Below are 26,004 nucleotides of genomic sequence, written 5' to 3' on the forward strand. Positions count from 1 at the left end.
AGGAAAATGCATGTACTTAACCAATAAACAATTACGGTGCTATGTCGTACCCACACCAGATCAAGAGTATCGAAGATTATCAGCAGGCTTATCAACAGAGTGTTATTGACCCCGAAGGTTTCTGGGCCAATGTAGCAGACCATTTTTACTGGCGTCGCAAATGGGACAAGGTATTGGACTGGAACTTCAAAGATCCCGAAATCAAATGGTTTACCGGTGCAAAACTGAACATCACAGAAAACTGCCTGGACCGGCACCTGGGCACATTGGGAAATACACCTGCCATCATCTGGGAACCCAATGATCCTGAAGAACACCACCGCATTATCACTTACCGCGACTTATACAACAAAGTTTGCCAGTTTGCGAACGTGCTGAAAAACAATGGTGTTAAAAAAGGCGACCGAGTGTGTATTTACATGGGCATGATACCCGAACTGGCTATTGCCGTGCTGGCCTGCGCCCGTATCGGCGCCGTACACTCGGTGGTTTTCGGAGGCTTCAGCGCGCAATCCATTGCCGACAGGATACAGGATGCCCAGTGCAGCCTGGTGATCACCTGCGACGGCGCCTATCGCGGTGCTAAGGATATCCCGCTGAAATCAGTTATGGACGACGCTTTGATGGCTTGCCCATCTGTAAAAAAAGTAATTGTATGCACCCGTACCCGCACCCCGGTAAGTATGCTGAAAGGCAGGGACCTGTGGTGGGAAGATGAAATAAAACAGGTGGAAACAATGGGTAACCCTCCCTGTCCCGCTGAAGAAATGGATGCAGAAGATCTTTTGTTCATCCTCTATACTTCCGGATCTACAGGCAAGCCCAAAGGCGTAGTACACACCTGCGCCGGCTACATGGTATATGCCAACTATACTTTCGTAAATACCTTCCAGTACCAACCCGGCGAAGTATACTTTTGTACCGCAGATATCGGATGGATCACCGGCCATAGCTACATCGCCTATGGTCCACTCAGCGCCGGCGCCACCACCCTTATGTTTGAAGGAGTGCCCACCTATCCGGACGCAGGCAGACTGTGGGAAATTGTAGATAAATTCCGTGTAAACATCTTATATACCGCTCCTACAGCTATCCGTAGCTTAATGAGCTATGGTCTCGGACCGGTTAATCATAAAGATCTCAGCTCCCTTAAAAAACTGGGCAGCGTGGGAGAACCGATCAACGAAGAAGCCTGGCACTGGTTTAAAGATAATATCGGCAAAGGCAAATGCCCGATCGTAGACACCTGGTGGCAAACAGAAACCGGGGGTATCATGATCACACCAATTGCCGGCGTCACCAAAGAAAAACCTGGATATGCCACCCTCCCGCTGCCCGGTGTACAACCTATCCTGGTAGATGAAAATGGTAAGGAACTTAAGGGCAACGGCGTAAGCGGTAACCTCTGCATCAAGTTCCCCTGGCCAGGCATGCTGCGCAGCACTTACGGCGATCACGAACGTTTCCGCAAAACCTATTTCTCCACCTACGAAAATCTCTACTTCACCGGCGATGGTTGTTTGAGGGATGAAGACGGCTACTATAAAATTACCGGCCGCGTAGATGATGTGCTCAATGTAAGCGGTCACCGTATCGGTACTGCAGAAGTAGAAAACGCCATTAACATGCATGCCGGCGTAGTGGAAAGCGCCGTGGTGGGCTATCCTCACGATATCAAAGGTCAGGGTATTTATGCTTATGTGATCACCGAACGGGTCACACATGATCCTGAACTGACCAAAAAAGATATCGCACAAACAGTGGCCCGTATCATAGGCCCCATTGCAAAGCCTGATAAAATACAGATCGTAAGCGGGTTGCCTAAAACCCGTTCCGGCAAAATCATGCGCCGCATTTTGCGCAAAATTGCCGAAAATGACCTGGATAACCTGGGCGATACCTCCACCCTGCTGGATCCTGGCGTGGTAGACGAAATCAAGAAAGGAAAACTATAATAAATTCCTGAGCTTAAAAACGAAGGGATGCAGCACGATGCTGCATCCCTTCGTTATACATGAATACCCGGTTATGAAGCGTTTCTTTAAAAAGCTGGCCTGGACCCTCATTGTCCTGTTTGTACTGCTTAATATCATCGGGGCTTTCCATGCCTGGAAATTCACTCATTTTTATGAAGACGGCGGCCGCAGGAACAAACTTCCTGAACAAATGAGCACGGCCGAAAAATTAAAAATGATCCTGTTTGGAGTACGCATCGCTAAATCGGCTACCACCGTTTTTCCATCTGTCCCCTATGAAACCGCATTGCTCCACACTGCCGGCGGCTTACGGCTGGAAGGCTGGTGGATACCGGTCCGGGCAGCCAGGGGTACTGTGATCCTGTTCCATGGCTACAATGGTAGTAAAGGCTCTCTTTTCCCTGAGGCAAACCGTTTCCGTTCCTTAGGCTATAATACTTTCCTGCTGGATTTCCGCGCTCATGGCAACAGCGAAGGATATACCTGCAGTATAGGCTATAAAGAAGCAGAAGATGTAAAACTTGCCTGGGATTATGTAAAACAGAAAGGGAATCAGCCCATCATTCTCTGGGGCGTAAGCATGGGCGCTGCAGCCATTTTAAAGGCTGTTCCCGAATATGGACTCACGCCAAAGCAACTAATCCTTCAATGCCCGTTTGCCACGCTCACAGATGCCGTAAAAAGCAGGATGCGTTCTGTTCACCTGCCGGCCACTCCGCTTTCACAGATCCTTACTTTCTGGGGAGGAATAGAACAGGGATTTTGGGGGCCCGGTTTCAAACCGGAGCGCTATGCACGCCGGATACATATGCCGGTATTATATTTTTACGGGAAACAGGATATCCGGGTGATGGCTAAAGAAACACAGGAAGTATTTTCCCACCTGGGCACCCGTCAGAAAAAACTGTACATCTTCCCCGATGCAGGTCACCAATCGTTCTGTGGCAAGGATTCCACAGCATGGATGAAAGAAGTCTCCGCTTTTCTCCAACAATAAAAAAGCGCGCACCATACGAGTGGAGCGCGCTCTTCACAGGATCTGACCCGCCGTTTATATTTGAGTCATGGTGCAGTATCACTGCGCCACTAGATGCCGTACCTGTGTATCAGTATCCTAAATTACAACTGGTAACTGCCAACCGGAGTCACCACAAAATATTCAGCAAAAATCTTACCGGCGAATTACCACCGGGGTCCCTACTTTTATCACCTCATATAATTCGTTTACATCTGAGTTCTTCATGCTAACACAACCTAATGTCCAGTTAATACGTCCTTCCACATAATTATCCCGGATACCTGAATTGTACTCTACTCCGTGAATGCCAATAGCACCGCCAATACTGGCGTTGGCAGGTACCATACCCTGTGCCTGGCGGTCATGGAATTTCTGCCATGATATCTCATTCGGATAATCCAGCAGCATAAACCGGCTCCAGCTTTTATCTACTCTTTTTGTTAAAATATGAAAGGTCCCTTCCGGTGTTCTGCGATCACCTTCCATTTGTTTATCGGTTTGGTCGCGGTTACCAAATACCACCTTGTAGATTTTTCTCAACGTAACATCCTCATACACGTACAACCGGTAATCGCTTTTATCTATCAGCAGGAAAATTTTATCAGGATCAATGTTGGCAGCATTTAACCTTACACTATACAAATCAGATTCGTTGATAAATCCACTTAGCGGCAGCAGCAACAGAACAGCTACCAACCAGTAATGATGGCACTTCTTCATAGGAGTTATAAATATGCAGATAACGTAGCGGAATATTAATTTATTGTTCGGGAGATGGGTGAAAAAGCAAAGGCACAAAGCGTAAAACTTTGTGCCTTTGCTTTTTATATGATTTTTTCCTGTTATTCTCAATACCCGAAGATCTCTTCCAGCGTGAGTTTCTTCACATCTCCATATTTTTTCAGATCATCCATGCTCACCTTCTTTTCGGAGGCAACAATGCAATAAGTATATGGTTTATGCGCAAGGTGCTCATCATGGAATTTCTTCACATCATCAAAGCTCAGTTTGTCGATAGACTCATACACCTGCTTACGGATATCCTTATTCAGTCCCAGTTTCTGTGCAGCCAGATAACTGAAAATGATATTGTCGTTGGTGATACGTTCTGTTTCAATATCCTGCCTTATGCCTTCCTTAGCGGTTTGCAGCAACTTGTCAGCGCGGGGAATATCATTCAGCAGTTCATTCATAGCGGAAATGGCCTCATTCATTTTATCGGCCTGGCTACCTACATAAGCCTCTACTGAATAACGTTCATCTTTCTTACCAGGGGACGTATATAATGCTTTTGTGGAATAGGCCAGCGCTTTGGATTCACGGATCGTCTGGAAAACAACAGAGCCCATACTGCCGCCGAAATAACTGTTGAACAAGGCTACTATTGCTGTGTTGGCGGGGTCGTATACTGCCGAGTTTCTCAGCCAGTTCACTTCTGCCTGTACCATATCATAGTCTGCAAACAACACCTGGTTCTTATCCTGGTTGCCTTTCACAAATTTCACTGCTTCGGGCGCTGTTTTAAAGGTGGCAGGTAAAGGATGCAGTTTCTTCACCTCTGCTGCTGCAGCGGTCAGGGACTGGGGGCCCCAGTAAATCACCATATGCTTATAGGTAGGCAGCTCATGCAAAATGGTAACCAATTCTGACGCGGAAATACCATCCAGCTCTGCCTGGTTCAGCTGGTTGTTAAACGGATTTTTAGCGCCATACGTGGCATAATTCACCATCCCTTCCATGATAGCGCCCTTATTCAGTTTACTGTCTGCGCGGGCTTTCTGCAGGCGGCCTTTAAGTGCGGTCAGTACCTCTTCATTAGGCTTGCAGTTGGCAATCACGTGCTCAAACAGGGCAACAGCCTTATCAAAATTTTCCTGCAATCCGCTGATAGTAATGAAGGTTTTTTCTGCGGTAGTAAATACACTGAAGTTACAGGCGATGTTGTAAAACTCTTTGCTGATTTGTTCAGAAGTATATTTATCGGTGCTCAGGTATTCGAGGTACTGTGCTGCCAGATCGAGCTTTTTATCATTCCAGGTACCAATATCGAAACGATAGTATAGGCGGAAAAGACCATTGTCTTTATTTTGTACATACATCATATCGGTATTGCCGAGAGATGTTTTCTGGATATCCTTTTCATAATCCAGCCATTGTGGCTTTACCGGTGTGGCAGGCATGGCAGCGATCTGTTGCAGGAACGGCGACTGCGCTTCCCTGTTCACTTCTACCGGGGTGATAGCTGGTTTTTCCACTTTTTCGATGTTCTTATCTTCACCTTTACGTTTGTAGATAATAACATAGTTATCGTTGAGATATTTATTGGCGTAGTCAACAATTTGTTTTTTGGTAACTGTACCCATATCATCTACAAAGGCTACATCATACTGCCAGTTCTTACCCCGGCTTTTGATGAAACCGTTCATCAGGGCGGTAGCACGGTTATTATTGTTTTCCAGGCCCTGCAGTTCGTCCAGTTTGGTGTTGTTAACAATGGCTTTTACGAGGGTTTCATCAAAGTCTCCTTTCTTGAGGATATCCAGCTGGCCCAATAAAAGCGCCTTTACATCCTCCAGGGTCTGCCCCTGTTTGGCTTTACCGCTGAGGGAGAAGATGGAGTAATCTTTCAGGCCCAATACACCTGCATTGGCGTTCAATACTTTCTGTTGCCTGTTGATGTTCAGATCAATTAAACCGGTCTTACCATTTTGCAGGATAGACGACAGTACACCCAGTACCAGGTTGGATTTGGTATCCAGCGCACCGGGCATTCTGAAGGCAATATCCACGCTTTCAGCATCGGGACCCAGTACTTCTTTCACTACCGGCGATTTAATAGGCGCTTCCGGTGCGGGGTTATATTCCTTTACCGGTTTGGCTTTCATATAGCTGAATTTCTGATCAATAGACCTGATCACATAATCCGGGTCGAAATCACCTGCCATAACGATAGCCATGTTGTTAGGCACATAGTATTCGTTATAGAATTCACGGATCACTTTCAGATTTGGATTTTTGAGGTGCTCCACGGTACCGATGGTAGACTGCTGACCATAGTTATGCGTAGGGAACAGCGCCGCAAGCATGGTTTCGTATACTTTGCGGCCATCATTATCCAGTCCGCGGTTCTTTTCTTCGTACACGGCTTCCAGTTCTGTGTGGAACAAACGGAAAACCGGGTCGCGAAAACGCTCTGCCTGTACGGTCAGGTATTTATCTACTGCATTAGACGGAATATCTTCCTCGTAGATGGTTTCCTCCACCCAGGTGTGTGCATTGGTGCCCTGTGCGCCCATGCCCGACATCATTTTGTCATATTCATTGGCGATGGCGTATTTGGCGGCTACGCCGGAAACGCTGTCTATTTCGTGATAAACCGCTTTACGGGCCGCCGGATCTGTTGTTTTGTTGTATTTGTCGTATAAATCGGAGATCTCGTTTATCAGGGGCTTTTCTTTTGCCCAGTCGAGCGAGCCAAACTTCTCGGTGCCTTTAAACAGGAGATGTTCCAGGTAGTGTGCGAGACCGGTGTGGTCTTTCGGGTCGTTATCGCTGCCGGCACGGGTACCGATCAGTGTCTGGATGCGGGGATCTTTCTTATTAACGCTCAGGATAACTGTGAGGCCGTTTTTCAGTGTGTAGAAACGTGCCTTCATGGGATCATTGGAAACGTACTTATAGGTATAACCGCCAGCAGTAGCTTCCTTCCATTGATATTTGCCCTGGGCTCCCGCCACTTTCAGCGAGCAGGCAAACAGGAATAGTAATACGACTCTTTTAAGACTCATACAAATAGTTGGTTTTTTGAAATTATACTGTCAAATATACCGGAAGTCAAAATTATAAAGCGGGAAAAAAAGGGAGAATTGTATGAGCGGTAGAGGCATAGGGGTTGCAACCGGTTGCCGGGCCGGTAATTTGCTTAATAAGCCGGCGGATGATCTCAGGGATTTGGATTGCTGTAAATCGTGTACTTTCCCCTTACAAAAACCTGGTTAAAAAGCAGGGAATCAATAGCCCCATTGTTATTGGGGACCTGTTTTTTCGCCTTCAGGCGGTTCCTGTTACGGTTAACGGGAACAACTTTAGTATTGGAGGCAGGAATTACCTGGGAAAAATACCTGGCTGGTGGGATACCAGCTGGCACCACTGCCAGTGGCAATTGTTCCGGCTGATCAATAAGGATATTCTTTTTTTCGAGTCTAACGCCTAATAAACGTTTCTCACAGGAGTGAATCCATGCAATGCAACCAATACATGTCATCAAAGCAACAAAAGAACGCATAAACACAATTTAGGACTGGCTAAAAAATCTTAGAATCCGTTTAACCGGATGCCTATCGAAAATGGATATTGCTGTAACCCATAATCGTGTAATGCCGTTAAGGCAAAGTTTGCATACAACTTCACAGGTCCATAACCCAATTCACTGGTAAGGCCAAAACGCCACTTATTAAGATTAAAGTCGTCCGTTTTCCTGACCTTGCCTCTTTCTTCACTTACCTGCTTTGTTCTGGATTTGAGGAGATAACCACCGGAGACACCGAAGCTCGCCTGGAACGCGCGTCCTGGGCGGGCGGGGTTAGAATTGAAATTAAGCATTACCGGAATCGAGATATATTCGGCAAACAGCTTATTTTTCGAAAATTCTACGGAATCCCGGATTATTTGTGTAGGATAGCCAGGCAAATATGTAATGCTGCGGGCATACCTATAGTTATTCATCTCCAATCCTAAAGCATATAACAAGTTAAGCTTGTGTTTTGTTAAATTAAGTCGCTGTTGAAACAGCCAGATATTAAAATTGATCGATTTTCCGGTAATAAGTTTAAATTCCGAAGGTGTTAATGGCTCGCTGGCTTCCCTGGGTGCAAAAGTTGCCAGGCCTGCAGCTGAATAATCATATGATTTACTTACCGGCGACATGGCGGGAGCCCCGTTATAATACATATTGCTATTGGGGTAATAATTGATAAAGCTGGCCCCGTTATAGTCACTGTGATCAATATAATTATTGAAACCCACATCAAAAACGAACCATTTGGTTTGCAGGTTCTTTTTGAGTTTCTGGCGGGCATAGGCAGTATCATTATAGAATTTATAGCTGGTACGGCCCTTATCATTCTTCCCTTTGATAATGATCAATCCCTTGATCTGTATGGTGTCCGGAGGAGCCGGTGTATTTTTATCTGCCTTTTGCGCATGAGCCCATCCGCCACATAATACCAGTAACAAAATGAGTAAAAATTTATGCTTCATATGCTATGACCATGATTTATTATTTATTCCGTTTACGGGAAAAAAACTTTGCAACATTGGTTACCTTGTCCAGGATCCGGCTGTCGCTGCCGCTTACTGAAATGATCAGCTCACCGGGAGCGCCAGGTTGTTCGGCCGTGGGGACTATTTTATTATTTAAGTGATCGTCTGTTTTGGTTGTATTAGCCGCCAGTACTGTTTCTTTGGTGTCGGGGCGGGCAGCAACATGGGCATTGCCGGCCTGCTGCAGATGTTCTTCCACTACTTCACTCATGGAATTACGCTGCGGAGCCAGCTGGGAAATAACCGGTAGATCTGTTTTAGGGGCATCTGCGGAAGCCAATACAGGCTCATTTGCCTTGGTAGCCGGTTCGGCAACAGGTGATGTTACCGTTTTGCTGCGTTTTGCCGGCAATGCCTGATTAGTTTTCGGAGTAACGGCAGGAGTGCCCTTTGTTATTGCGGCATCAGCAAGCTGACCAGGTGTAGCAGATGGGGTAATATCCGGGACTACAGCCGGAGTATTTACAGGCGCGGTAACCGCCGGTGGCGTATTTACCGCAACAGCCGGTTGCTGTACCGGCCCATTGCCTGCCGGCAATAACCAGATAACCAGCCCTGCCACTACTGCGGCGGCGGCAGCTACCCATCCCATGCGGCGGTACATTGGCAGCACCCTGCGTTTACTGCTTCTATATAAAGATGCTTTATCCTTAAATACAATTGAGGTATCGGGTGTAAGCCTGGTGGCCTGAAACAGCGCCAGCTCCTGTCTTGCAGCCGGATGCTGCTGCAGATGGGCCTGTAAAACAGCCTCTTCTTCAGTTGTTAACTCTCCATCTATATAACCCAGCATTAAGGTCTCATAATCAACGGAAGCTGTTTTGTACAAGGCAGCTTTATTATCAAAAACGAATTGCCTGTCCGGTACCAGTTTGGTTCCTTCCAGCAATTCCAGTTCCTGCCGGAACTGCGGATGTTTTTGCAGGAAAAGTTCCAGTGCAGCCAGTTCTTCCGCATTCAGCTCACCATCGATGTAACTGAGAAGATAGGACTCGTAGTTTGATATGTTAATTTCTATCGACAAAAATCTAAATTATTATAAAAATATTATATAACATTTTCCATTTTCACCAGGTAATTTTTCAGGTGAATCCTCGCCCGGTGCAGGTAAACCTTTACCTGGGAAGGACTCAGGTCCATCATTTCTCCAATTTCCTCATAGGAATACCCTTCATAATCCTTGAGCATAATCAGGGAACGCTGTACTTCACTGAGCTTGGACAATGCCTTTTCTATGACTTCCTTTGCGTTATGTATCTTATGATCCGCTACTTTATCCTCATCCTTAAACTGGTCTACAAGTGTGATCCGCTTTACCTTACGCACATGGTCTATCATATTGTGGTAGCCGACTGTAAACAGGTATGACTTAGCCTTCTCAAAAGGCACATCCTGGCAGTGCTTCCACAATATTTCGAATGAATTCTGTACTACGTCCCTGGCATCTTCCGCATGCTCCAGATTTTTAACTATAAAGCGGAATAAATTGTCCGAATACAGATCCACGCATTTATTGTACTCCTTTTCCGTCATTCCGGTGGTGCGGGATTTTAGTGCTAAGTTCCGACAAATACTTTAATACCCATCATTGACTAAATCCATATTTGTTACCCACACCTCCTCTAAAGTTAGTACGTTCTTCCCTCACAGTTGTAGTAACAGCTCCTTTCAAACTGAGTGTCAACCTCTTATCAAGTATGCTCTTTTAGCATCTTTTAGCAAAGTGACGAATCATCAGTTTTTCACTTCATGGCATTTATAATCATGATAGTACTATGACGGAGGGCGGCGGGCAAATGTTACACCTGGGTCAAACTTTTTGCATATCCATCCGTTAGTCATTTACGCGATAAATAATCGTAATACATTTATTGCCCATAACTTTGGTAGATCCACTTAAATATTGCAATTTTTATGAATGAGAAGTTTATAACCCGTTTACGGGAGGAACTCGGTGATATCAATAAAGCCGGCCTGTACAAGAGAGAGCGCATTATTACATCTGAGCAGGGAGCTGAAATACAGGTGGGTGGCAAAACCGTGCTAAATTTTTGTGCGAATAATTACCTGGGCCTGTCGTCTCACCCGGCTGTGATAAAAGCAGCCAAAGACGCGATTGATACCCACGGTTATGGCATGAGCAGTGTCCGTTTTATTTGTGGTACCCAGGATATTCACCGTGAACTGGAAGAAAAGATCTCGAAGTTCCTCGGTACAGAAGATACCATCTTGTATGTAGCGGCTTTTGATGCCAATGGAGGTGTGTTTGAGCCCCTGTTCAACGAACAGGACGCCATTATTTCCGATGCCCTGAACCACGCTTCCATTATTGACGGCGTTCGCCTCTGCAAGGCACAACGTTTCCGCTATGAACATAATAATATGGCCGACCTGGAAGCAAAACTGCAGGAAGCCAAAGATTGCCGCAGCCGGATCATTGTTACAGATGGTTCTTTCAGCATGGATGGCACCATAGCCCAGCTGGACAAGATCTGTGACCTGGCCGATAAATACAATGCTATTGTGATGTCCGACGAAAGCCATTCTTCCGGGTTCCTGGGAAAAACCGGCCGCGGTACACATGAATACCGTGGCGTTATGGGCCGGGTGGATATCATCACCGGCACCCTGGGTAAAGCCCTGGGCGGTGCCTCCGGCGGATTCACCAGCGGACCAAAAGAAGTAATCGATATCCTGCGCCAGCGCAGCCGCCCTTACCTCTTTTCCAACTCCGTAGCACCCAGCATTGTAGGCGCTTCTATCGCTGTACTGGATATGCTGAGCGAAACCACCGCATTACGCGACAAACTGGAATACAATACCAAGTATTTCCGCAGCAAAATGACGGAAGCCGGCTTCGATATTAAACCCGGCGACCACCCGATTGTTCCGGTTATGCTTTACGACGCGGTACTGAGTGCCCAGTTCGCCGATAAATTGCTCCAGGAAGGCATCTACGTGATCGGCTTCTTCTTCCCGGTAGTACCGAAAGGACAGGCCCGCATCCGCGTACAACTGAGCGCCGGCCATGAACAGGAACACCTCGACAGGGCCATTGCCGCCTTTACCAAAGTGGGTAAGGAACTGGGAGTGATTAAATAAGACTTGTTACCCTAACCCGGTGCATAAAGATTGAGTATGATTAAATAAGATTGCGGGTTAGTGGGGAGATAGCCGCCGGGATAATCACGGTTACTATCTCCCTGCTAACCCGTAATTCGTTTTTCTTACGCCGTAATCCTTACTTTTGCACCTCATAACTATTTAATCATTATGCAGATGAAACGATTTGGCTGGATGTTACTCGCGGTGAGCCTGTTCTTCGCTGCCTGCGCCCCGAATAATGTAAAAGAAGAGAAAGACTGGGAAAAGTATTTTGCCCAATACAAAGTAGAAGGTACTTTCATGTTATTCAACAACAGCCAGGGCGTTTTTAAAGTTTACAACCTCGACAGGGCTAAAAAGCGCTTTCAGCCTGCATCTACGTTTAAAATATTCAACTCCCTCGTAGGCCTGCACACTGGCGTTATAAAAGATACCGGCATGATCATTCCCTGGGACGGCGTAACCCGCCAGTTCCCGGCCTGGAACCAGGACCTGAGCATGGCACAGGCCTTTAAACAGTCGGCCGTTCCCTACTTCCAGGAAGTGGCCCGGCGCATTGGCCAGCCTACCATGCAGCTCTGGCTCGACTCCATTAAGTATGGTAATATGAAGATCAGCCGCCTGGATACATTCTGGCTGGACAACTCCCTGCTCATATCTCCCGATGAGGAACTGGGCTTTGTAAAAAAGCTATACTTCGATCAGTTGCCTTTTGCGAAAACAACGATGAAAACCGTGCGGGATGTAATGCTCATGGAAAAAACACCGAAATATGAACTGTCTTACAAAACAGGCTGGGATTATAACGATGTGAAAAAATTAGGCTGGATAGTAGGTTGGATTGAAGAAAATCGCCACCCTACTTTTTTTGTGCTGAATATAGAAACGGAAGATCCGAAAGTAGATATTCCTAAAGTACGCATGGAAATCCTGAGAAATATTCTCACAGATGCCGGCTACTTCAAAGGCGAAATGTAATATTATGTTTACTGCAGGCTGGTGTTCTAAATAAGGACTGGTTCCATATTTACAATATCAGCCTGCTGCTTTTCAGGCACTTATCTCCTGCCCCCGGCTGCTTTTCTTCTGTAAACTCCACAGGTATCGTTAAAAAAACGATAAAACCCCACCCCGACGGCTTGCAATACGTGACAAAAAAATTATTTTTGATATCTTACCTGGTTTACTACCGGTAACGGATATCTTAAAATCGAATATGTTACGATTTCAGCATAGTGAATATTTATGGGCATTGGTGCTCCTGTTGATTTTGCAGGTAGCCTTCCTGGGCGTATCGTGGTGGAAACGCCGTTCCATACGCCGTATCGGGGATCAGGCACTGGTGGAAAAGCTTTTTACCGGCTACTCCCGTAAACTGTTTGTGTTAAAGTTCCTGCTTATTTTCCTCGCCTTCTTTTTTGGAGTGATAGGGCTCGCCAACCTGCAGAAAGGCAGTCGCATGGAAAAGATTACCCGTAAAGGCGTGGATGTGATGATAGCGCTGGATGTAAGTAAAAGTATGCTGGCCACTGATGTGCAGCCCGACCGTCTTACGCGTGCCCGCCAGCTGATCAGTAAGCTGATGGATAAACTGGATAACGATCGCGTAGGCCTGGTGGTATTTGCCGGTAACGCATACCTGCAGATGCCTCTCACGGTTGATTACTCCGCCGCCAAAATGTACCTCAGTACTGTATCCCCGGACATGATTCCCACACAAGGAACCGCTATTGGCCAGGCCATACAGGTATCAGACGACGCTTTCAATAAAAAAGAACGCAAACATAAAGCCCTCATCATTATTTCTGATGGGGAAGACCATGATGAAACCGCTCTCCAGCGCACAAAAGCCGCTTTTGAAAACGGCGCTGTCACCAACACTATTGGTATTGGCTCTGCAGCTGGTTCCCCCCTGCCAGACCCTGAAACCGGTGGTTACAAAAAAGACAGGGAAGGCAATACCGTTATTTCCAAACTGAATGAAGCAGAGCTCAGGGGAATTGCTGCTGCCGGTAAAGGCATTTACCAGCATCTTGATAACAACACCGATGATGTAGTGAATACCCTTGTCAGCAAGATCGATGGGATGGAGCAAAAAGAATTCGGCGAGAATGTATTTACAGATTACAACAGTTATTTTCAGTATTTCCTGGGCATTTGCCTGGCGCTGCTGCTGATTGAGTTCTTTATCCCGGAAGTCCGTTACAAACGTACACCCGGATCACCGGCAGTTTAATTTTATTAGACATGAAAATCATCTTTATAAAATATTGTTTTCTTATTGCTGCTGTAATGCTTGCCAGCCTGAACGGCTTCGCCCAAGACGGCAGTAACAAATATATCCGCAAGGGGAATGAGCTGTACAAAAAGCAGCAATACTCTGATGCGGAAGCCAACTACAAAAAAGCCCTGGAAAAAAATGCACAGTCGGCCGAAGGCAGCTATAACCTCGGCAATTCCCTTTACCAGCAAAAGCGCTATGACGACGCACGCGCACAATACGCCAACAGCCTGAAGCTGGGCGGTAAACCGGCAATAAAATCGGACGCCGATTATAATATCGGGAACACTTTCATGGAAGGAAAAAAATGGGAGGAAAGCATCAAGTCCTATAAACAGGCCCTGAAAATCAACCCTGCCGATGAAGACGCCCGCTATAACCTTGCCTATGCCCAGGCCATGCTGAAAAAACAACAGCAAGGCGGTGGCGGCAACGATAATAAAGATAACAAGGACAAGAATAAAGACAAGAACAAGAACGATAAGAACAAAGACAAAAATAAAGACCAGAATAAAGATCAGCAGAACAAGGATAAAGACAAAGATCAAAACAAGGACCAGAACAAGGATCAACAGAACAAAGACCAGGATAAGGGCGACAAAGATAAACAGGACCAGGAACAGCAGAAGCCTGAGCCACAACCCAGTAAGATGAGCAAACAGGAAGCAGAGCGCCTGCTGCAGGCTTTATCACAGGAAGAGAAGAAGTTGCAGGACAAAGCCAAAAAAGTAAAAGGTCAGATAGTACCAAAAGACAAAGACTGGTAACATTTTCATCCTCTCCATAACACGCGTCCCAAAGCCGGCATTCCCGCTTTGGGATGTTCTATTTAACAGCTGAAGGCACGCTGCCGGTATATTTCTTATAGGCTTTAATGAAATGGTTCTGATCATAGTAACCATTGTCCAATGCAATACGTGTAAGCGGTTGCTTTGCATTGTGAACATCGGTCCAGGCATGTAAAAACCGGATGTTGCTGATATAATGCTTGGGAGTAACACCAGTGGATATACGAAAATTTCTTTCCAGCCATTTGTAATTTACATGCAGGGCATCACAGACCTCCGCAACTGTTGTTCTTCCACTGCATTGTTTTATCATCATAGCAGCAGTTTGCAGGAGATAGTTACCCATGATATTACCAGGCACCTGCTGTTCCAGGAACTCATTGAGCAACCGGCTTTGCTGCCTCCGGGACCCTACTTTCCTTACATTCTCCAGCAATGCCAGCCACGCTGCAGGCAATGGTACCAATGGCGCACCCGTTTGTGGCAACAGCGGCCTTAACCATCCCCATCCATCTGCCGTAAATTTCACTACCAGCAACTGTGCACCGGCAGTAATTTTTTCCAGGTAAGTATTTTCAAGGATACCATTGCAAAAGAATCCGTTGTTGAAATTCATTGTATTCCTGCCGGTAAACTGAACGGCGCCGCGGTTCAGCAAAAACACCAGCGCCGGCTGCCCGTCAAGCGCAGCCCAAACCTTCCGGCTATGCTGCTGTGTGTACCAGCAAAAACACTCCACCACCCGTTCCAGCACAGGCGACGGCGGCAGCACCCTCACCGCTGGTGATGGCTGATGACAAAGAAGATGGGCAAGAATATCTACCGGCATAGCAACCAAAATTACGCAGAAACAAATTATCTGTTTTTACAAGTGTCTAAAATTTACTATTACAGTTTCCACGGCCCCGGTTTCTTTGCAGAAAAAAGAATAATGATCTTACCTATCAATGCCTATGGCGCTAACATATTAAGACAACAATGTGAAATAATCACCCCTGCCACTCCCGGGATCACCACCCTGATCCGGGATATGTGGGCAACGCTGGAACATGCCAACGGAGCCGGTTTGGCGGCTCCACAGGTAAACAGGCCACTGCGCCTTTTCATAATAACGACCGATGATTTTAAGGATGTATTCATTAACCCTGAAATACTTTTGTACAGTGAAGAAATAATATACAATACGGAAGGATGCCTCAGCATTCCCGGAATATGGGAAGATGTTCCGCGGGCAGCTTCTGTTACACTGCAGTACCAGGATGAACATTTCGCAACACGCACCGCCACTTTCGGCGGAAATATTGCAAGAGCCATACAACATGAATATGATCACATCAACGGGAAGCTCTATCTTGACTATCTATCTCCCTTAAAAAAATCATTGTTAAAAAACAAATTGCAGGCTATCGCAAAAGGCAAAGTAAAGGCAGCTTACCCCATGAGAACATTATAAAAACCAAACGCAATCATCCAAATCCCTGGCCACAACAAAATTCGCGCGCATAAAAAAACCGGAACAGGAATATTCCGGCCGTTTTACCTAAACCTACAACTGTTACGCGGTGTAACAATTCTCTTTCGTGTTTTAAAGCAACAGCGCCCCCTTTGCGGAAGCGCTGTAATGCTTGATTCATCAGGGAAGTTGTTTTAACTGCTACCCGTCACTCTTTACCTTGCCGAATACAGTCCGATTAAATGATTCTTCTGTCCGTTGATTCTTTCTTTTGCCTGATGATCCTTGTTCCTGTTGATTCTTTTTTCTGCAAACAACTTCCCACCTTTAAACACACATTATTTTGTAACCGCCGCTAAAGGCGTTCCTTCTTTTATTTCATCGCTACCGTTCTGCACCAGCTGATCATTGTCGGATAAATCACCAAAAACTTCTACCTGCCCGTTGGATTCGTTCCCGCATTTCACCGGCACCCATACCGCTTTATTGTTTACCGCCTTGATCACAAATATTTTTTCGGAATTGCTGATAATGGCGGATTTAGGTACGATGTACACATCTTTCTTTCCCGGCATGGGCATTTGTACTTCGGCATACATACCCGGAAGCAAACGGGCTTCTTTATTGGCTACATCCATCTCCAGTATTTCGGAGCGCAGCTTCACATCCAGGCTACCTGCAATACGGTTTACCTTCGCCGTAAAAGTATCTCCGGGCAGGGATTTCACTGTAAAGCGAACATCAGTTGCATGATGCGCTTCGTCAGTATAAATTTCGGGTACGGCTACAGATAAACGTAGTTTTTGCTGTTCTTCCAAACGGAACAGCGGTTTATCCGAACCTTTCCCGGCCGGGCCTACATAGGTACCCGGGTGCACATTACGCTGGCTGATCACACCGCTGAACGGTGCGCGGATCACCAAATAACCCAGCATTTGCTGCACTTCATGATAAGATGAACGGGAAGAGAGCAGCTCGGCACTATCTGCGCTCATTTTCTCAAACGCCATATCCAGATCATTGGGAGAAATTGTTCCAGGCACCTTGCTTGTTTTCAGTAAACGTTCGTATGTAGCACGGCTGGCGCGGAACATGGCTTCTTTTGTATGCAGCCTCGACTGCGCTTCCAGCAACTGTGTATTCATTTCCGGGGCTTCCAGGGTAGCTAGTACCTGTCCGGCGGTTACCTGGCTGCCCAGATCCACATTTACATTTTTCACATAGCTGTTTACTTTGGCATAGAGATCGGCAAACTGGAAAGGCTTTATTTCCCCGGGTAATTTCAGGGAAGCATCCAGCTGGCTTTTCTGCAGATGAATAATTCTCACCTGAACACGTTCGTCTTCACTTTCATTGTCGTCATCTGCCCGCGAACTGTGGCAGGAGGTGAATAATACGCCGAGGGGCAATAATGCAGCAGCCGTCAGGATCCGGTACGACAGGCTGTATTTATTTATATTCATGATATTGATATGTCGTTTAGTCATTATAGTTATACCTCATTATACACGTGCCGCGCCCGGAACGTAATACTGGCTGTTTTCGTCTTCCGGATCCAGCGACACCGATTTCACGGTCGTTTTCTGCTGTACCCAGGAGAAGATCAGGGGTAAAATAAACAGCGATGCAAAAGTACTGGCAATCAGTCCGCCAATAACTGCGCGGCCCAACGGTGCTGTCTGATCACCTGCCTCACCCAGCCCCGAAGCCATCGGGATCATACCTGCCACCATCGCAATGCTTGTCATGAGGATAGGACGCAGCCTGATAGAGGTGCCCTCCAGTGCGGATCTGCGGGAGTCCTGGTTTTCCAGCCGCAGTTTCTCTGCATTGGTGATCAGCAGGATCGCGTTGGCTACAGACACGCCCACCGACATAATGATCCCCATATACGATTGCAGGTTAAGCGTAGATCCGGTGATCAGCAACATGATCAGCGATCCCGCCAATACTGCCGGAATAGTAGAAACAACTACCAGCGCTACTTTGAACGATTGGAAGTTAGCCGCCAGCAACAACAGTATTACGATAATTGCCACCAGCAATCCCGATTGTAAACTATCAAGTGTCTCATTCAGCAGGTTCATCAAACCGCGCTTCTCTACGGAAATACCACGTGGCGGCTCACCGGCGCGCTTAATAGCTGCAGCTACTGCTGCGGATGCATTACCCAGATCTTTTTTGTGGATATTGGCGCCAATAGATACGATCCTCACCGCGCCAATTCGGTCGTATTCTCCTACCACTGTATCCGGCTGCAATGTGGCCACATCGCCTAAAGACGGACGGGTGCTGTTTTTGCTGACCGGAATAGCGGCCATATCGTTAATACTTGACATCTCGTTTTCCGGTACGGAGATCTGTACGAAATAAGACGTCGCATTCTTTTCATCCAGCCAGTTATTTTTTTCGGTAAAGCGGCTGGAAGATGTAGAAGCCGTCAATGATTTGGCGATATCCGTAATACTTACCCCCAACTGGCCAGCCCTTTCCCGATCGATATTTATGCGGATAGCCGGGTAATCCATCGGCTGATTGATCTGCACATCCCTCAGGTAAGGGATCTTCTTCATTTCCGCCAGTACCTTCTGTGCATAGGGTACGCTTTCTTTCAGGTTTTTACCCATGATGGCAATTTCAATGGGCGTGGATGCTCCCTGGCTCATTACCTTATCAGTAAGGTCTATCGGCTCAAAGCTCATCTTTACTTCCGGCATCTGCTCATGGATACGCTTGCGGAATTTCTCTTTGAATTCGTCCATGTTAATGTGGAAGTCTTCTTTCATATTTACCTGCAATACCGCTTCACTTGGTGTAGCCATAAACAGGTAAATGGGGTTGGTAGAATAGGACGATGGATGAGTACCGATGAAAGAAGATGTAATGTCGATGTTTTTGGCGCCGACGATCTCCTTCAGGATTTGTGTTGATTTAACAAGCATGGCTTCCGTCCGTTCGATGCGTGTTCCTGTAGGCTCTTTCAGTCTTAACTGGAACTGTCCGTTGTTCAGTTTAGGTAAGATATCACGGCCTATAATACTCATACACAACGCTACTATACCAATAACCCCAATAAAGTAAGCGCCGATAATCAGTTTCCTTTTTTTCATCAATCCTTCCAGCCAGCCAATAAAGCGAAGCTTGAAGCGATCGAACCCGGAAATAGTTTTAGCGTGCTGTTTCTCGTCTGCAATTTCTGTTTCAATATACCCGGCTGTTTTATGCGCATCATCACTATGTACATGTGGATGGCTATGATGCTTAAACTTATTGGCGTCCAGCATCCAATTGGCCAGGATGGGTACCAGCGTTTGCGACAGCAGGTAGGAGGCGATCATGGAAAAGCCAATGGCCAGCGACAGCGGCATAAACATCGCACGGGGCACACCTTTCATGGTAAAGGATGGTGCAAACACAGCGAGGATACACAACAGGATCAGCAATTTCGGGAAAGCAATTTCCTGGCAGGCATGCCAGATAGCCTGTGCTTTGGGCTTGCCCATTTCCAGGTGCTGGTGGATATTCTCAATGGTTACCGTAGATTCATCTACCAGGATCCCAATAGCCAGCGCCAAACCACTCAGGGTCATAATATTGATAGTTTGGCCAAAGAGTTTCAGGAACATGACCCCGATGATGATAGACACCGGGATGGTAATAATCACGATATAGGCGCTACGCCGGTCGCCGAGGAACAGCAACACCATCAGCGCAGTGAGTACCGCACCTATTACCCCTTCACTGATAAGACTTTTCACGGCATTGATCACATACACGCTCTGGTCAAACACAAACGAGATCTTTACATCTTCCGGTAATAATTTCTGGATATTTGGTAAGGCAGCTTTCAGGTTGTTTACTACTGTCCAGGTAGAAGCATCTGCGGTTTTTATAATAGGGAGATATACAGAGCGCTTTCCATTGATCACTGCATAGCTGCTGGTAATATCCGCAGCATCTTCAACTTTCGCCACATCTCTTACAAACACGGTAGGACCATCTCCCATTAACAGCGGAATGTTCTCAAATTCCTTTACCGTGCGGATCACCGTATTGGCCGGTGTGAGATAAGTAATGTCGCCGATACGCACATTACCTGCCGGGGAAATCTGGTTATTATCTTTGATGGCGGCTACCACCTGGTCGGCCGTAAGGTGGTGACTGCGCATCAGTTGCGGGTCCACATGGATCACAATGGTACGTGAGTTACCCCCGAAAGGCGCCGGCGAAGTAAGGCCTCCGATACGGCTGAACGAGGGCCGGACAAGGGTCATGGCCATATCCTGCAATTCATTATTGGAACGCGTGGGGCTGCTCAGGGCCAGCTGACCGATAGGCAAAGTGGATGCATCAAAACGTATGATAAAGGGCGGCTGCGTGCCCGCCGGCATGGAGGAAAATGCACGGTTAGCCATGGCGGTTACTTCCGCCGCTGCCTGCGCCATGTTGGTCCCTTCATAAAAAGTGATCTTGATCATGGTAAGCCCCTGGATATTCCTGGCTTCAATATCTTTTACACCAGTTACATACAGGAAAAGGTTCTGGTAGTTGGTGGCAATAAACCCTTCCATCTGCTGGGGCGACATGCCCCCGTAAGGCTGTGATACATAGATCGCCGGCAGGTTAAGATCCGGGAAGATGTCTATTTTAATATCCCGCGTTGCCTGAATGCCAAAAAACAATAGTCCCATCACTACTACAATGATGGCTATTGGTTTTTGTAATGCGGTTCTGATCAGGTTCATACAATTATATTCAGGAAAGGATGGCCTTTCGGTTAATTACAGTTGATTCAAAAAAAGTTGCAGATCCCCTACGGTAGCAGATTTATATAATATTGCCTGCCATACGCCATTGTAGGCAATATCCCTGTCTGTTTCCGCACGGTTAATGTTGTACAGTGCCTGGGCCAGGTCGGCAATATTTGTCAATCCATTCTCATACAAGGTGCTTTTCTGCAGGAAGGCATCGCTGGCGGCTTTCAGCCCTATCGGCGCTTCCCGGTATTTCTCCACCGCATTATCTATCTGCTGTTCCGACAGCTGCAGCTGATGTTGCAGGCGGCTGTAGGTTTGATTGTATTCATTTTTCAGTCCTTCTGTGGTGTAATGCTGGCGGGCCACCTGGGAATGTGTGCGCCAGAGGTCTGTTACCGTCCATGAAAGGTTGAGGCCCACGAGATAATTGGATACCTGCGGTTTCACGCCGGACCAGTATGCCTGGCTGTAATGACTGAGGTTAGCGGCGCTGTAGTCGTAGTCAAAGCCCGAGCCGCGTGTTTGCATCACGCCCATAAACGACAGGCGTGGCATTGCGTTTTTACTGATCAGCTTCTGATTGGCATCGCTTAATATTACCCGGGAACTGAACAGTTTCAGCAACGGTTGATTTTTAAGCGATACGGAATCCTGTGCGGATACGGTTTCCAGCAGCTGATTGGGTATTTTCGTTACAAAAGTGGTATCGAGTATAAAATCCTGCGGAGGTACATCCATCAATTCCGCCAGTTTATTGCTTTGCGCATTTTCGTAGTTCACTGCATCTACCAGTGTCAGTTTTGCCTTGGATACTTCGGCATTGGCGATGGAGCTGTCGACCCCGGCACTGAGACCGTTGAGTGCCCGCGATACAATGATATGCTGCAGGTCCTGCGCCCGTTTCAGGTTAGATTCCATGGAAGCTCTCAATCTTTGTGCTGCCAGGAGATTAAGATATGCCCCTGCGATGCGCACCTGCTGTTCAAATTTTTCCTGTTCCAGGTCGGCCTGGTTGGTGTACAATTGTTCCTTTGCAGCCTGTACTCTGGCGTGCTGGCGGCCAAAGGTGACTACATCCCAGCTGATATTGGCCAGGTATAATCCGCCGAAGGCTGCATTCCAGTTCTGCGAGGGCAGCGTAGGGCCCGAGGCGCCGGTGGTCCAGCCCTTGTATCCCCACATAGGGCCGGTTTCGCCGTTCACGGTACCATAACTATTCTGGGCGGCGAGGTTCAGGTCAGGTAAATATTCTCTTTTTACTGCACTGATATTTTCTGTAGCTGCTTTAGCATAGTTTTCTTTTGCTTTGATAGACTGGTAATTTTTCAGTCCTGTTTGTAGTGCTTCCTGCAAGGTAAGCGGGCGGGTTTGACCCATCACTGCCGCCGAACTGCAGCCTGCCGCAATAATCAACAGGCAAAGCGGTTTCCAGATGTTCATAAATTAATCTATAGCGTCCAATAAAAGCCGACTGATGCAGGCTCACAAATAAGTATGCAAATATAGACCGGGGTAAGTGGCAGGTGTTAGGACAATTCAGCTATTGACTTGTACTATTTGAACATCATGTCGCGGAAATCCTGGGGGGAGATGCCGGTATTATTTTTAAAAAATCGGCTAAAGTAAGCAGGGTCCTCGAATCCCAGCTCATAGCAGATCTCCTTGACACTTTTGTGACTGAAGGCGAGATTTCTTTTGGATTCAAGTATAATCCGGTCGTGTAATAATTCTGTAACGGTACGGCCGGTAGTTTCTTTGGTGATTTCGTTCAGCCTTTTCGGGGTAAGGGCAAAGGCACTGGCATAAAAGGTTACCTGGTGTTCCGTCCGGTAATGTTCTTCCAGCAGGCGGCGCAGCTGCATTACACGTGCATCGTGAGCCAACGGCATCATGGTTTCCGCGGCATTGCGTTTCTTTTCCCGTTCTATAAGCAACAGGAAGGCATTCAGGTAATGCTTCACAATGCCCCGGCTGCAGGCGGGCGCGCAGGCTTTTTCCCTGCTCATTAGCTGTATCAGTCCGAAGAGAGATTCCGTGGTATTGCCGCTGGTACTGATGGGCCCGTATCCGTGCCAGTTATCGAAAAGCGAGGTGAAATCGTAAAGGGTTTCCTTATCGTGCTTATTGGTAAAGTAAAACTGCTCGGTGAAATACAGGAAATAGCCTTCCCGCTCACAATCCAGCTGATGTACCTGTCCCGGGCGAAGCAGGAAGATCATATTATCTTCCACATCATACCAAACAAAATCCACCATATGCCTGCCTTTTCCTTTGGTGATCCAAATAATCTGAAAGTGATCATGGCGGTGAGGCTGGTCCGTTAGTTCATTTCGGAACATGCCCAGGGGAGCTACATTGAACTGTCCGGAATAAGGTAACTGCTGGTAAGGTATATCTATGCTTTTATTCAGTAACATAAAGTGCCTCAAAAGTACGCCTTTATCCCCTATTTATATAGCCCTGCATCTGCCATTCATGGAATTTAATGTAGCTTTAAGTTTGGGTGGTATATCACCCGGCTTTTACTAACTTTGCTTCCGCAGGAAAACAAAAAATACGTATGCAGCTTTATTGCGACTCTCTTACAGAATACAAGCGACTGGCCACACTGGAAGTAAAGGTGGGAGATCTTATCATTGGAAATTTTAACCCGGTCCGCATCCAGACCATGACCACCACCGATACCCTGGATACCGCCGCTACCGTAGCGCAAACCATCCGTTGTATTGAAGCCGGTGCAGAACTGGTGCGCATTACCGCCCCCAGTAAAAAGGAGGCTGATAACCTGCAGGTCATCAAAAACGAATTACGCAAACAGGGATACACCACTCCGCTGGTAGCCGATATCCATTTTACCCCGAATGCAGCCGAAATTGCGGCCCGCATCGTGGAAAAAGTACGGGTGAACCCCGGGAATTATGTTGATAAAAAGAAATTTGAGCAGATCGATTATACCGACAGCGAATACCTGGAAGAAATTGACCGCATCCGCGAACGCTTTTCTCCACTGGTAAAAATCTGCAAAGAGTATGGCACTGCTATGCGGATAGGTACCAACCATGGCTCCCTGAGCGACCGTATCATGAGCCGCTATGGCGATACGCCCATGGGAATGGTGGAAAGTGCAATGGAGTTTTTACGTATTGCAGAAGACCTGCAATACCGCAATATTGTGCTGAGCATGAAGGCCAGCAACCCGCAGGTAATGGTGCAGGCCTATCGCCTGCTGGTACAAACCATGCAACAGGAACTGGGCCACTGCTATCCCCTGCACCTGGGCGTTACAGAAGCCGGCGACGGTGAAGACGGCCGTATTAAATCGGCCATTGGTATAGGCACCCTCCTGGAAGACGGAGTAGGCGATACCATCCGCGTTTCCCTCACGGAAGACCCTGAATTTGAGCTCCCTGTTTGTAAGGATATTGTGAAAAGATATACTAACCGTAACGACTATACGGCTATTCCACCTGTAACAAATATCCCTTACTCTCCCTTCGAGTACAAACGCCGCGAAAATGCGCCTGTAGAGAATATTGGTGACAAACAGGCACCTGTGGTAGTGGCAGACTTCAGCGACAATAAAGCGTTGCTGCCTTCTGATCTCATTGCCATTGGTTATGTTTATGATGAGCCCAGCGACAAATGGAACATCGGAGATGCTGCGGCAGATTATATTTATACCGGCACACAACTGCCCTCCTTCGGATTACCTGGTACCCTCCGGGTAGTGATAGACGCAGAGTACTGGCAGAGCATCGCCAACAAACAGGAACTGGTTCCTTATTTTGACGCCCGCCACTATGTAACCGCCTGCGAACAAAATGAGACCGGCCGGATCAACTTTGTACAATTTGATTGTAACCACCTGGATACAGAGCATCACGAGCAATTGTTGCTGCAACTGGCCAATCCGGCTGTTGCTGCCAGTACCGTTCTTGTAGCCAGGGCCACCGGAAGCAATGCCATGGCAGCTATCAGACGGTTGTTCATCTTACTCCTCAATAAAAATATCAGGGTACCTGTTATCATCCGGAGTATCAGCAATTGGCCTTCGGCAGATGAACACCTGATCCACCATGCCACTGAAGCCGGCGCACTGCTACTAGATGGCTTCGGTGACGGATTATGGCTGAGCAACCCGGAGCCACAACCCGGCCAGCATGCTACATTAAACAACATTGCATTTGGTATCCTTCAGGCTACCCGTACCCGCATCTCCAAAACGGAATATATCTCCTGCCCTTCCTGTGGCCGCACCCTGTTTGATTTACAGGAAACCACCGCCCGGATCCGCGCAGTAACCCATCACCTGAAAGGCGTGAAAATCGCTATCATGGGCTGTATTGTAAACGGCCCGGGGGAAATGGCCGATGCCGATTTCGGCTATGTAGGCAGCGGCGTTGGTAAAATTACTCTCTACCGTGGCAAGGAAATCGTGAAGCGGGGCCTCAACAGCGATGTAGCCGTGAACGAACTGATAAACCTGATCCGCGAAAACGGTATGTGGGTGGAGAAAAACTAATTATTAAATCTGGCTTAAAAACAGCGGAAGCGGATACAGCAATGCCGGAAAAAGCTTAAATTTTCATAAAACATCTTAATATGAAAAAGCTCCTGACCGGATTGCTGGCCATGTTTATGGGTTTAACCGTAACAATGGCGCAAACACCCGCCACCGCAAAAAAAGAAGTAAAATCCGCTAAAGCAAAAACTGAAAAAACAACCGCTGCTGCTCCTGCTGCTGCCGCCACCACTAAGACAAAGAAAGACGGCACACCTGACAAACGCTATAAAGAAAACAAAGCAGCTGCAACTCCCGCAGGCCCTACAAAAAAAGACGGAACGCCTGATATGCGCTATAAATCAAACAATAAAAACGCAGGGAAGAAGAAAGCATAAAGCTGAATATCAACGGACCATAATTTTCTGGCAAAGGGCTGCATCAAAGGTTGATGCAGCCCTTTGTGATTAAACCTTCGGAGATCTCCGGTATTATTGCAGCTATTGGTTTTAATACAGCTTTTTATATTGAACCATCAAAGATCCACGGTATTCCACTCTTATCTGCCCTTGATACCCTCCCGGTAAAACCGTGAGCACCCCTGTTTGCTACAGCCTTCAGTAATTAAACCGTTGAACGTCCACGATATTATTGCAGCTACCTTTTTTGATACAGCCTTTTATAATTGAACCCTTGGAGATCCCGTTGCCTGCTTTGATACAGCCGGTTGTAATTAGAATTATGAATAGCCCTGATATTGCCTTTGATACAGCTCTTTATAATAAAGCCAGGTTCCCCCTTCT

20 protein-coding genes are annotated in these 26,004 nt (G+C 47.0%); 9 read left to right on the forward strand and 11 right to left on the reverse strand.

What is annotated here, in order from left to right; translation table 11 throughout:
* Positions 1-41: 41 nt before the first annotated feature.
* On the forward strand, positions 42-1,955 hold the full coding sequence (acs, locus tag ABIE50_RS02220; RefSeq protein WP_209856460.1) for an acetate--CoA ligase: 1,914 nt from the start codon (positions 42-44) through the stop codon (positions 1,953-1,955).
* Positions 1,956-2,028: 73 nt separating this feature from the next.
* On the forward strand, positions 2,029-2,973 hold the full coding sequence (locus ABIE50_RS02225) for an alpha/beta hydrolase (protein ID WP_209856458.1): 945 nt from the start codon (positions 2,029-2,031) through the stop codon (positions 2,971-2,973).
* 174 nt (positions 2,974-3,147) lie between these two features.
* Here the strand turns inward: ABIE50_RS02225 and ABIE50_RS02230 are convergent, their stop codons facing one another.
* The 6 genes from ABIE50_RS02230 to ABIE50_RS02255 form a co-directional block, all read right to left on the reverse strand.
* A complete protein-coding gene (locus ABIE50_RS02230; RefSeq protein WP_209856456.1) occupies positions 3,148-3,714 on the reverse strand; it encodes a L,D-transpeptidase family protein in 567 nt (188 codons plus the stop codon).
* Between the two features lie 128 nt (positions 3,715-3,842).
* Positions 3,843-6,782 carry a M16 family metallopeptidase gene (locus ABIE50_RS02235; RefSeq protein WP_209856454.1) on the reverse strand — a complete coding sequence of 980 codons (2,940 nt, stop codon included), beginning with the start codon at positions 6,780-6,782 and terminating at the stop codon, positions 3,843-3,845.
* Between the two features lie 155 nt (positions 6,783-6,937).
* Positions 6,938-7,279, reverse strand: coding sequence for a hypothetical protein (locus ABIE50_RS02240; protein WP_209856452.1), 342 nt, complete (start codon positions 7,277-7,279; stop codon positions 6,938-6,940).
* 29 nt (positions 7,280-7,308) lie between these two features.
* The gene (locus tag ABIE50_RS02245) at positions 7,309-8,253 is read right to left on the reverse strand and encodes an outer membrane beta-barrel protein (protein ID WP_142684703.1); all 945 of its coding nucleotides are present in this window, start codon (positions 8,251-8,253) and stop codon (positions 7,309-7,311) included.
* A gap of 19 nt (positions 8,254-8,272) precedes the next feature.
* Entirely contained in the window at positions 8,273-9,340 is a 1,068-nt protein-coding gene (locus ABIE50_RS02250) for an anti-sigma factor family protein (protein WP_209856450.1), read from the reverse strand.
* A gap of 23 nt (positions 9,341-9,363) precedes the next feature.
* A complete protein-coding gene (locus ABIE50_RS02255; RefSeq protein WP_142684701.1) occupies positions 9,364-9,849 on the reverse strand; it encodes an RNA polymerase sigma factor in 486 nt (161 codons plus the stop codon).
* A 381-nt stretch (positions 9,850-10,230) separates the two neighbouring features.
* Between ABIE50_RS02255 and kbl the strand changes: the two genes are divergently transcribed.
* The 4 genes from kbl (at position 10,231) to ABIE50_RS02275 (ending at position 14,469) form a co-directional block, all read left to right on the forward strand.
* Complete coding sequence (gene kbl / locus ABIE50_RS02260) at positions 10,231-11,418, forward strand: glycine C-acetyltransferase (protein WP_142684700.1); 1,188 nt, start codon at positions 10,231-10,233, stop codon at positions 11,416-11,418.
* 177 nt (positions 11,419-11,595) lie between these two features.
* Positions 11,596-12,399: a class D beta-lactamase gene (gene blaOXA, locus ABIE50_RS02265; protein ID WP_209856448.1), complete on the forward strand. Its 804-nt coding sequence runs from the start codon at positions 11,596-11,598 to the stop codon at positions 12,397-12,399.
* 238 nt (positions 12,400-12,637) lie between these two features.
* Positions 12,638-13,657, forward strand: coding sequence for a VWA domain-containing protein (locus tag ABIE50_RS02270; protein WP_209856446.1), 1,020 nt, complete (start codon positions 12,638-12,640; stop codon positions 13,655-13,657).
* A gap of 11 nt (positions 13,658-13,668) precedes the next feature.
* Complete coding sequence (locus ABIE50_RS02275; RefSeq protein WP_209856444.1) at positions 13,669-14,469, forward strand: tetratricopeptide repeat protein; 801 nt, start codon at positions 13,669-13,671, stop codon at positions 14,467-14,469.
* A 58-nt stretch (positions 14,470-14,527) separates the two neighbouring features.
* On the opposite strand, the gene ABIE50_RS02280 is transcribed toward ABIE50_RS02275, so the two are convergent.
* Positions 14,528-15,319 carry a helix-turn-helix domain-containing protein gene (locus tag ABIE50_RS02280; RefSeq protein WP_209856442.1) on the reverse strand — a complete coding sequence of 264 codons (792 nt, stop codon included), beginning with the start codon at positions 15,317-15,319 and terminating at the stop codon, positions 14,528-14,530.
* A gap of 102 nt (positions 15,320-15,421) precedes the next feature.
* Here ABIE50_RS02280 and def point away from each other — a divergent pair, with 102 nt between their 5' ends.
* A complete protein-coding gene (gene def, locus ABIE50_RS02285) occupies positions 15,422-15,943 on the forward strand; it encodes a peptide deformylase (RefSeq protein ID WP_209856440.1) in 522 nt (173 codons plus the stop codon).
* A gap of 338 nt (positions 15,944-16,281) precedes the next feature.
* On the opposite strand, the gene ABIE50_RS02290 is transcribed toward def, so the two are convergent.
* The 4 genes from ABIE50_RS02290 to ABIE50_RS02305 form a co-directional block, all read right to left on the reverse strand.
* A complete protein-coding gene (locus ABIE50_RS02290) occupies positions 16,282-17,406 on the reverse strand; it encodes an efflux RND transporter periplasmic adaptor subunit (RefSeq protein ID WP_209856438.1) in 1,125 nt (374 codons plus the stop codon).
* 39 nt (positions 17,407-17,445) lie between these two features.
* On the reverse strand, positions 17,446-20,688 hold the full coding sequence (locus tag ABIE50_RS02295) for an efflux RND transporter permease subunit (protein WP_209856436.1): 3,243 nt from the start codon (positions 20,686-20,688) through the stop codon (positions 17,446-17,448).
* Between the two features lie 36 nt (positions 20,689-20,724).
* The gene (locus ABIE50_RS02300; protein ID WP_209856434.1) at positions 20,725-22,140 is read right to left on the reverse strand and encodes a TolC family protein; all 1,416 of its coding nucleotides are present in this window, start codon (positions 22,138-22,140) and stop codon (positions 20,725-20,727) included.
* Positions 22,141-22,253: 113 nt separating this feature from the next.
* Positions 22,254-23,117: a helix-turn-helix domain-containing protein gene (locus tag ABIE50_RS02305; RefSeq protein ID WP_209856432.1), complete on the reverse strand. Its 864-nt coding sequence runs from the start codon at positions 23,115-23,117 to the stop codon at positions 22,254-22,256.
* Positions 23,118-23,260: 143 nt separating this feature from the next.
* Between ABIE50_RS02305 and ispG the strand changes: the two genes are divergently transcribed.
* Both ispG and ABIE50_RS02315 read left to right on the forward strand, forming a co-directional pair.
* Positions 23,261-25,222, forward strand: a complete 1,962-nt coding sequence (gene ispG / locus ABIE50_RS02310) for a (E)-4-hydroxy-3-methylbut-2-enyl-diphosphate synthase (protein WP_209856430.1) — start codon at positions 23,261-23,263, stop codon at positions 25,220-25,222.
* Between the two features lie 80 nt (positions 25,223-25,302).
* A complete protein-coding gene (locus ABIE50_RS02315) occupies positions 25,303-25,599 on the forward strand; it encodes a hypothetical protein (protein ID WP_209856428.1) in 297 nt (98 codons plus the stop codon).
* The last annotated feature ends 405 nt before the right edge of the window (positions 25,600-26,004 follow it).

The sequence above is a fragment of the Chitinophaga sp. OAE865 genome, from assembly GCF_040546735.1.
GTDB classification, from domain to species: Bacteria; Bacteroidota; Bacteroidia; order Chitinophagales; family Chitinophagaceae; genus Chitinophaga; species Chitinophaga polysaccharea_A.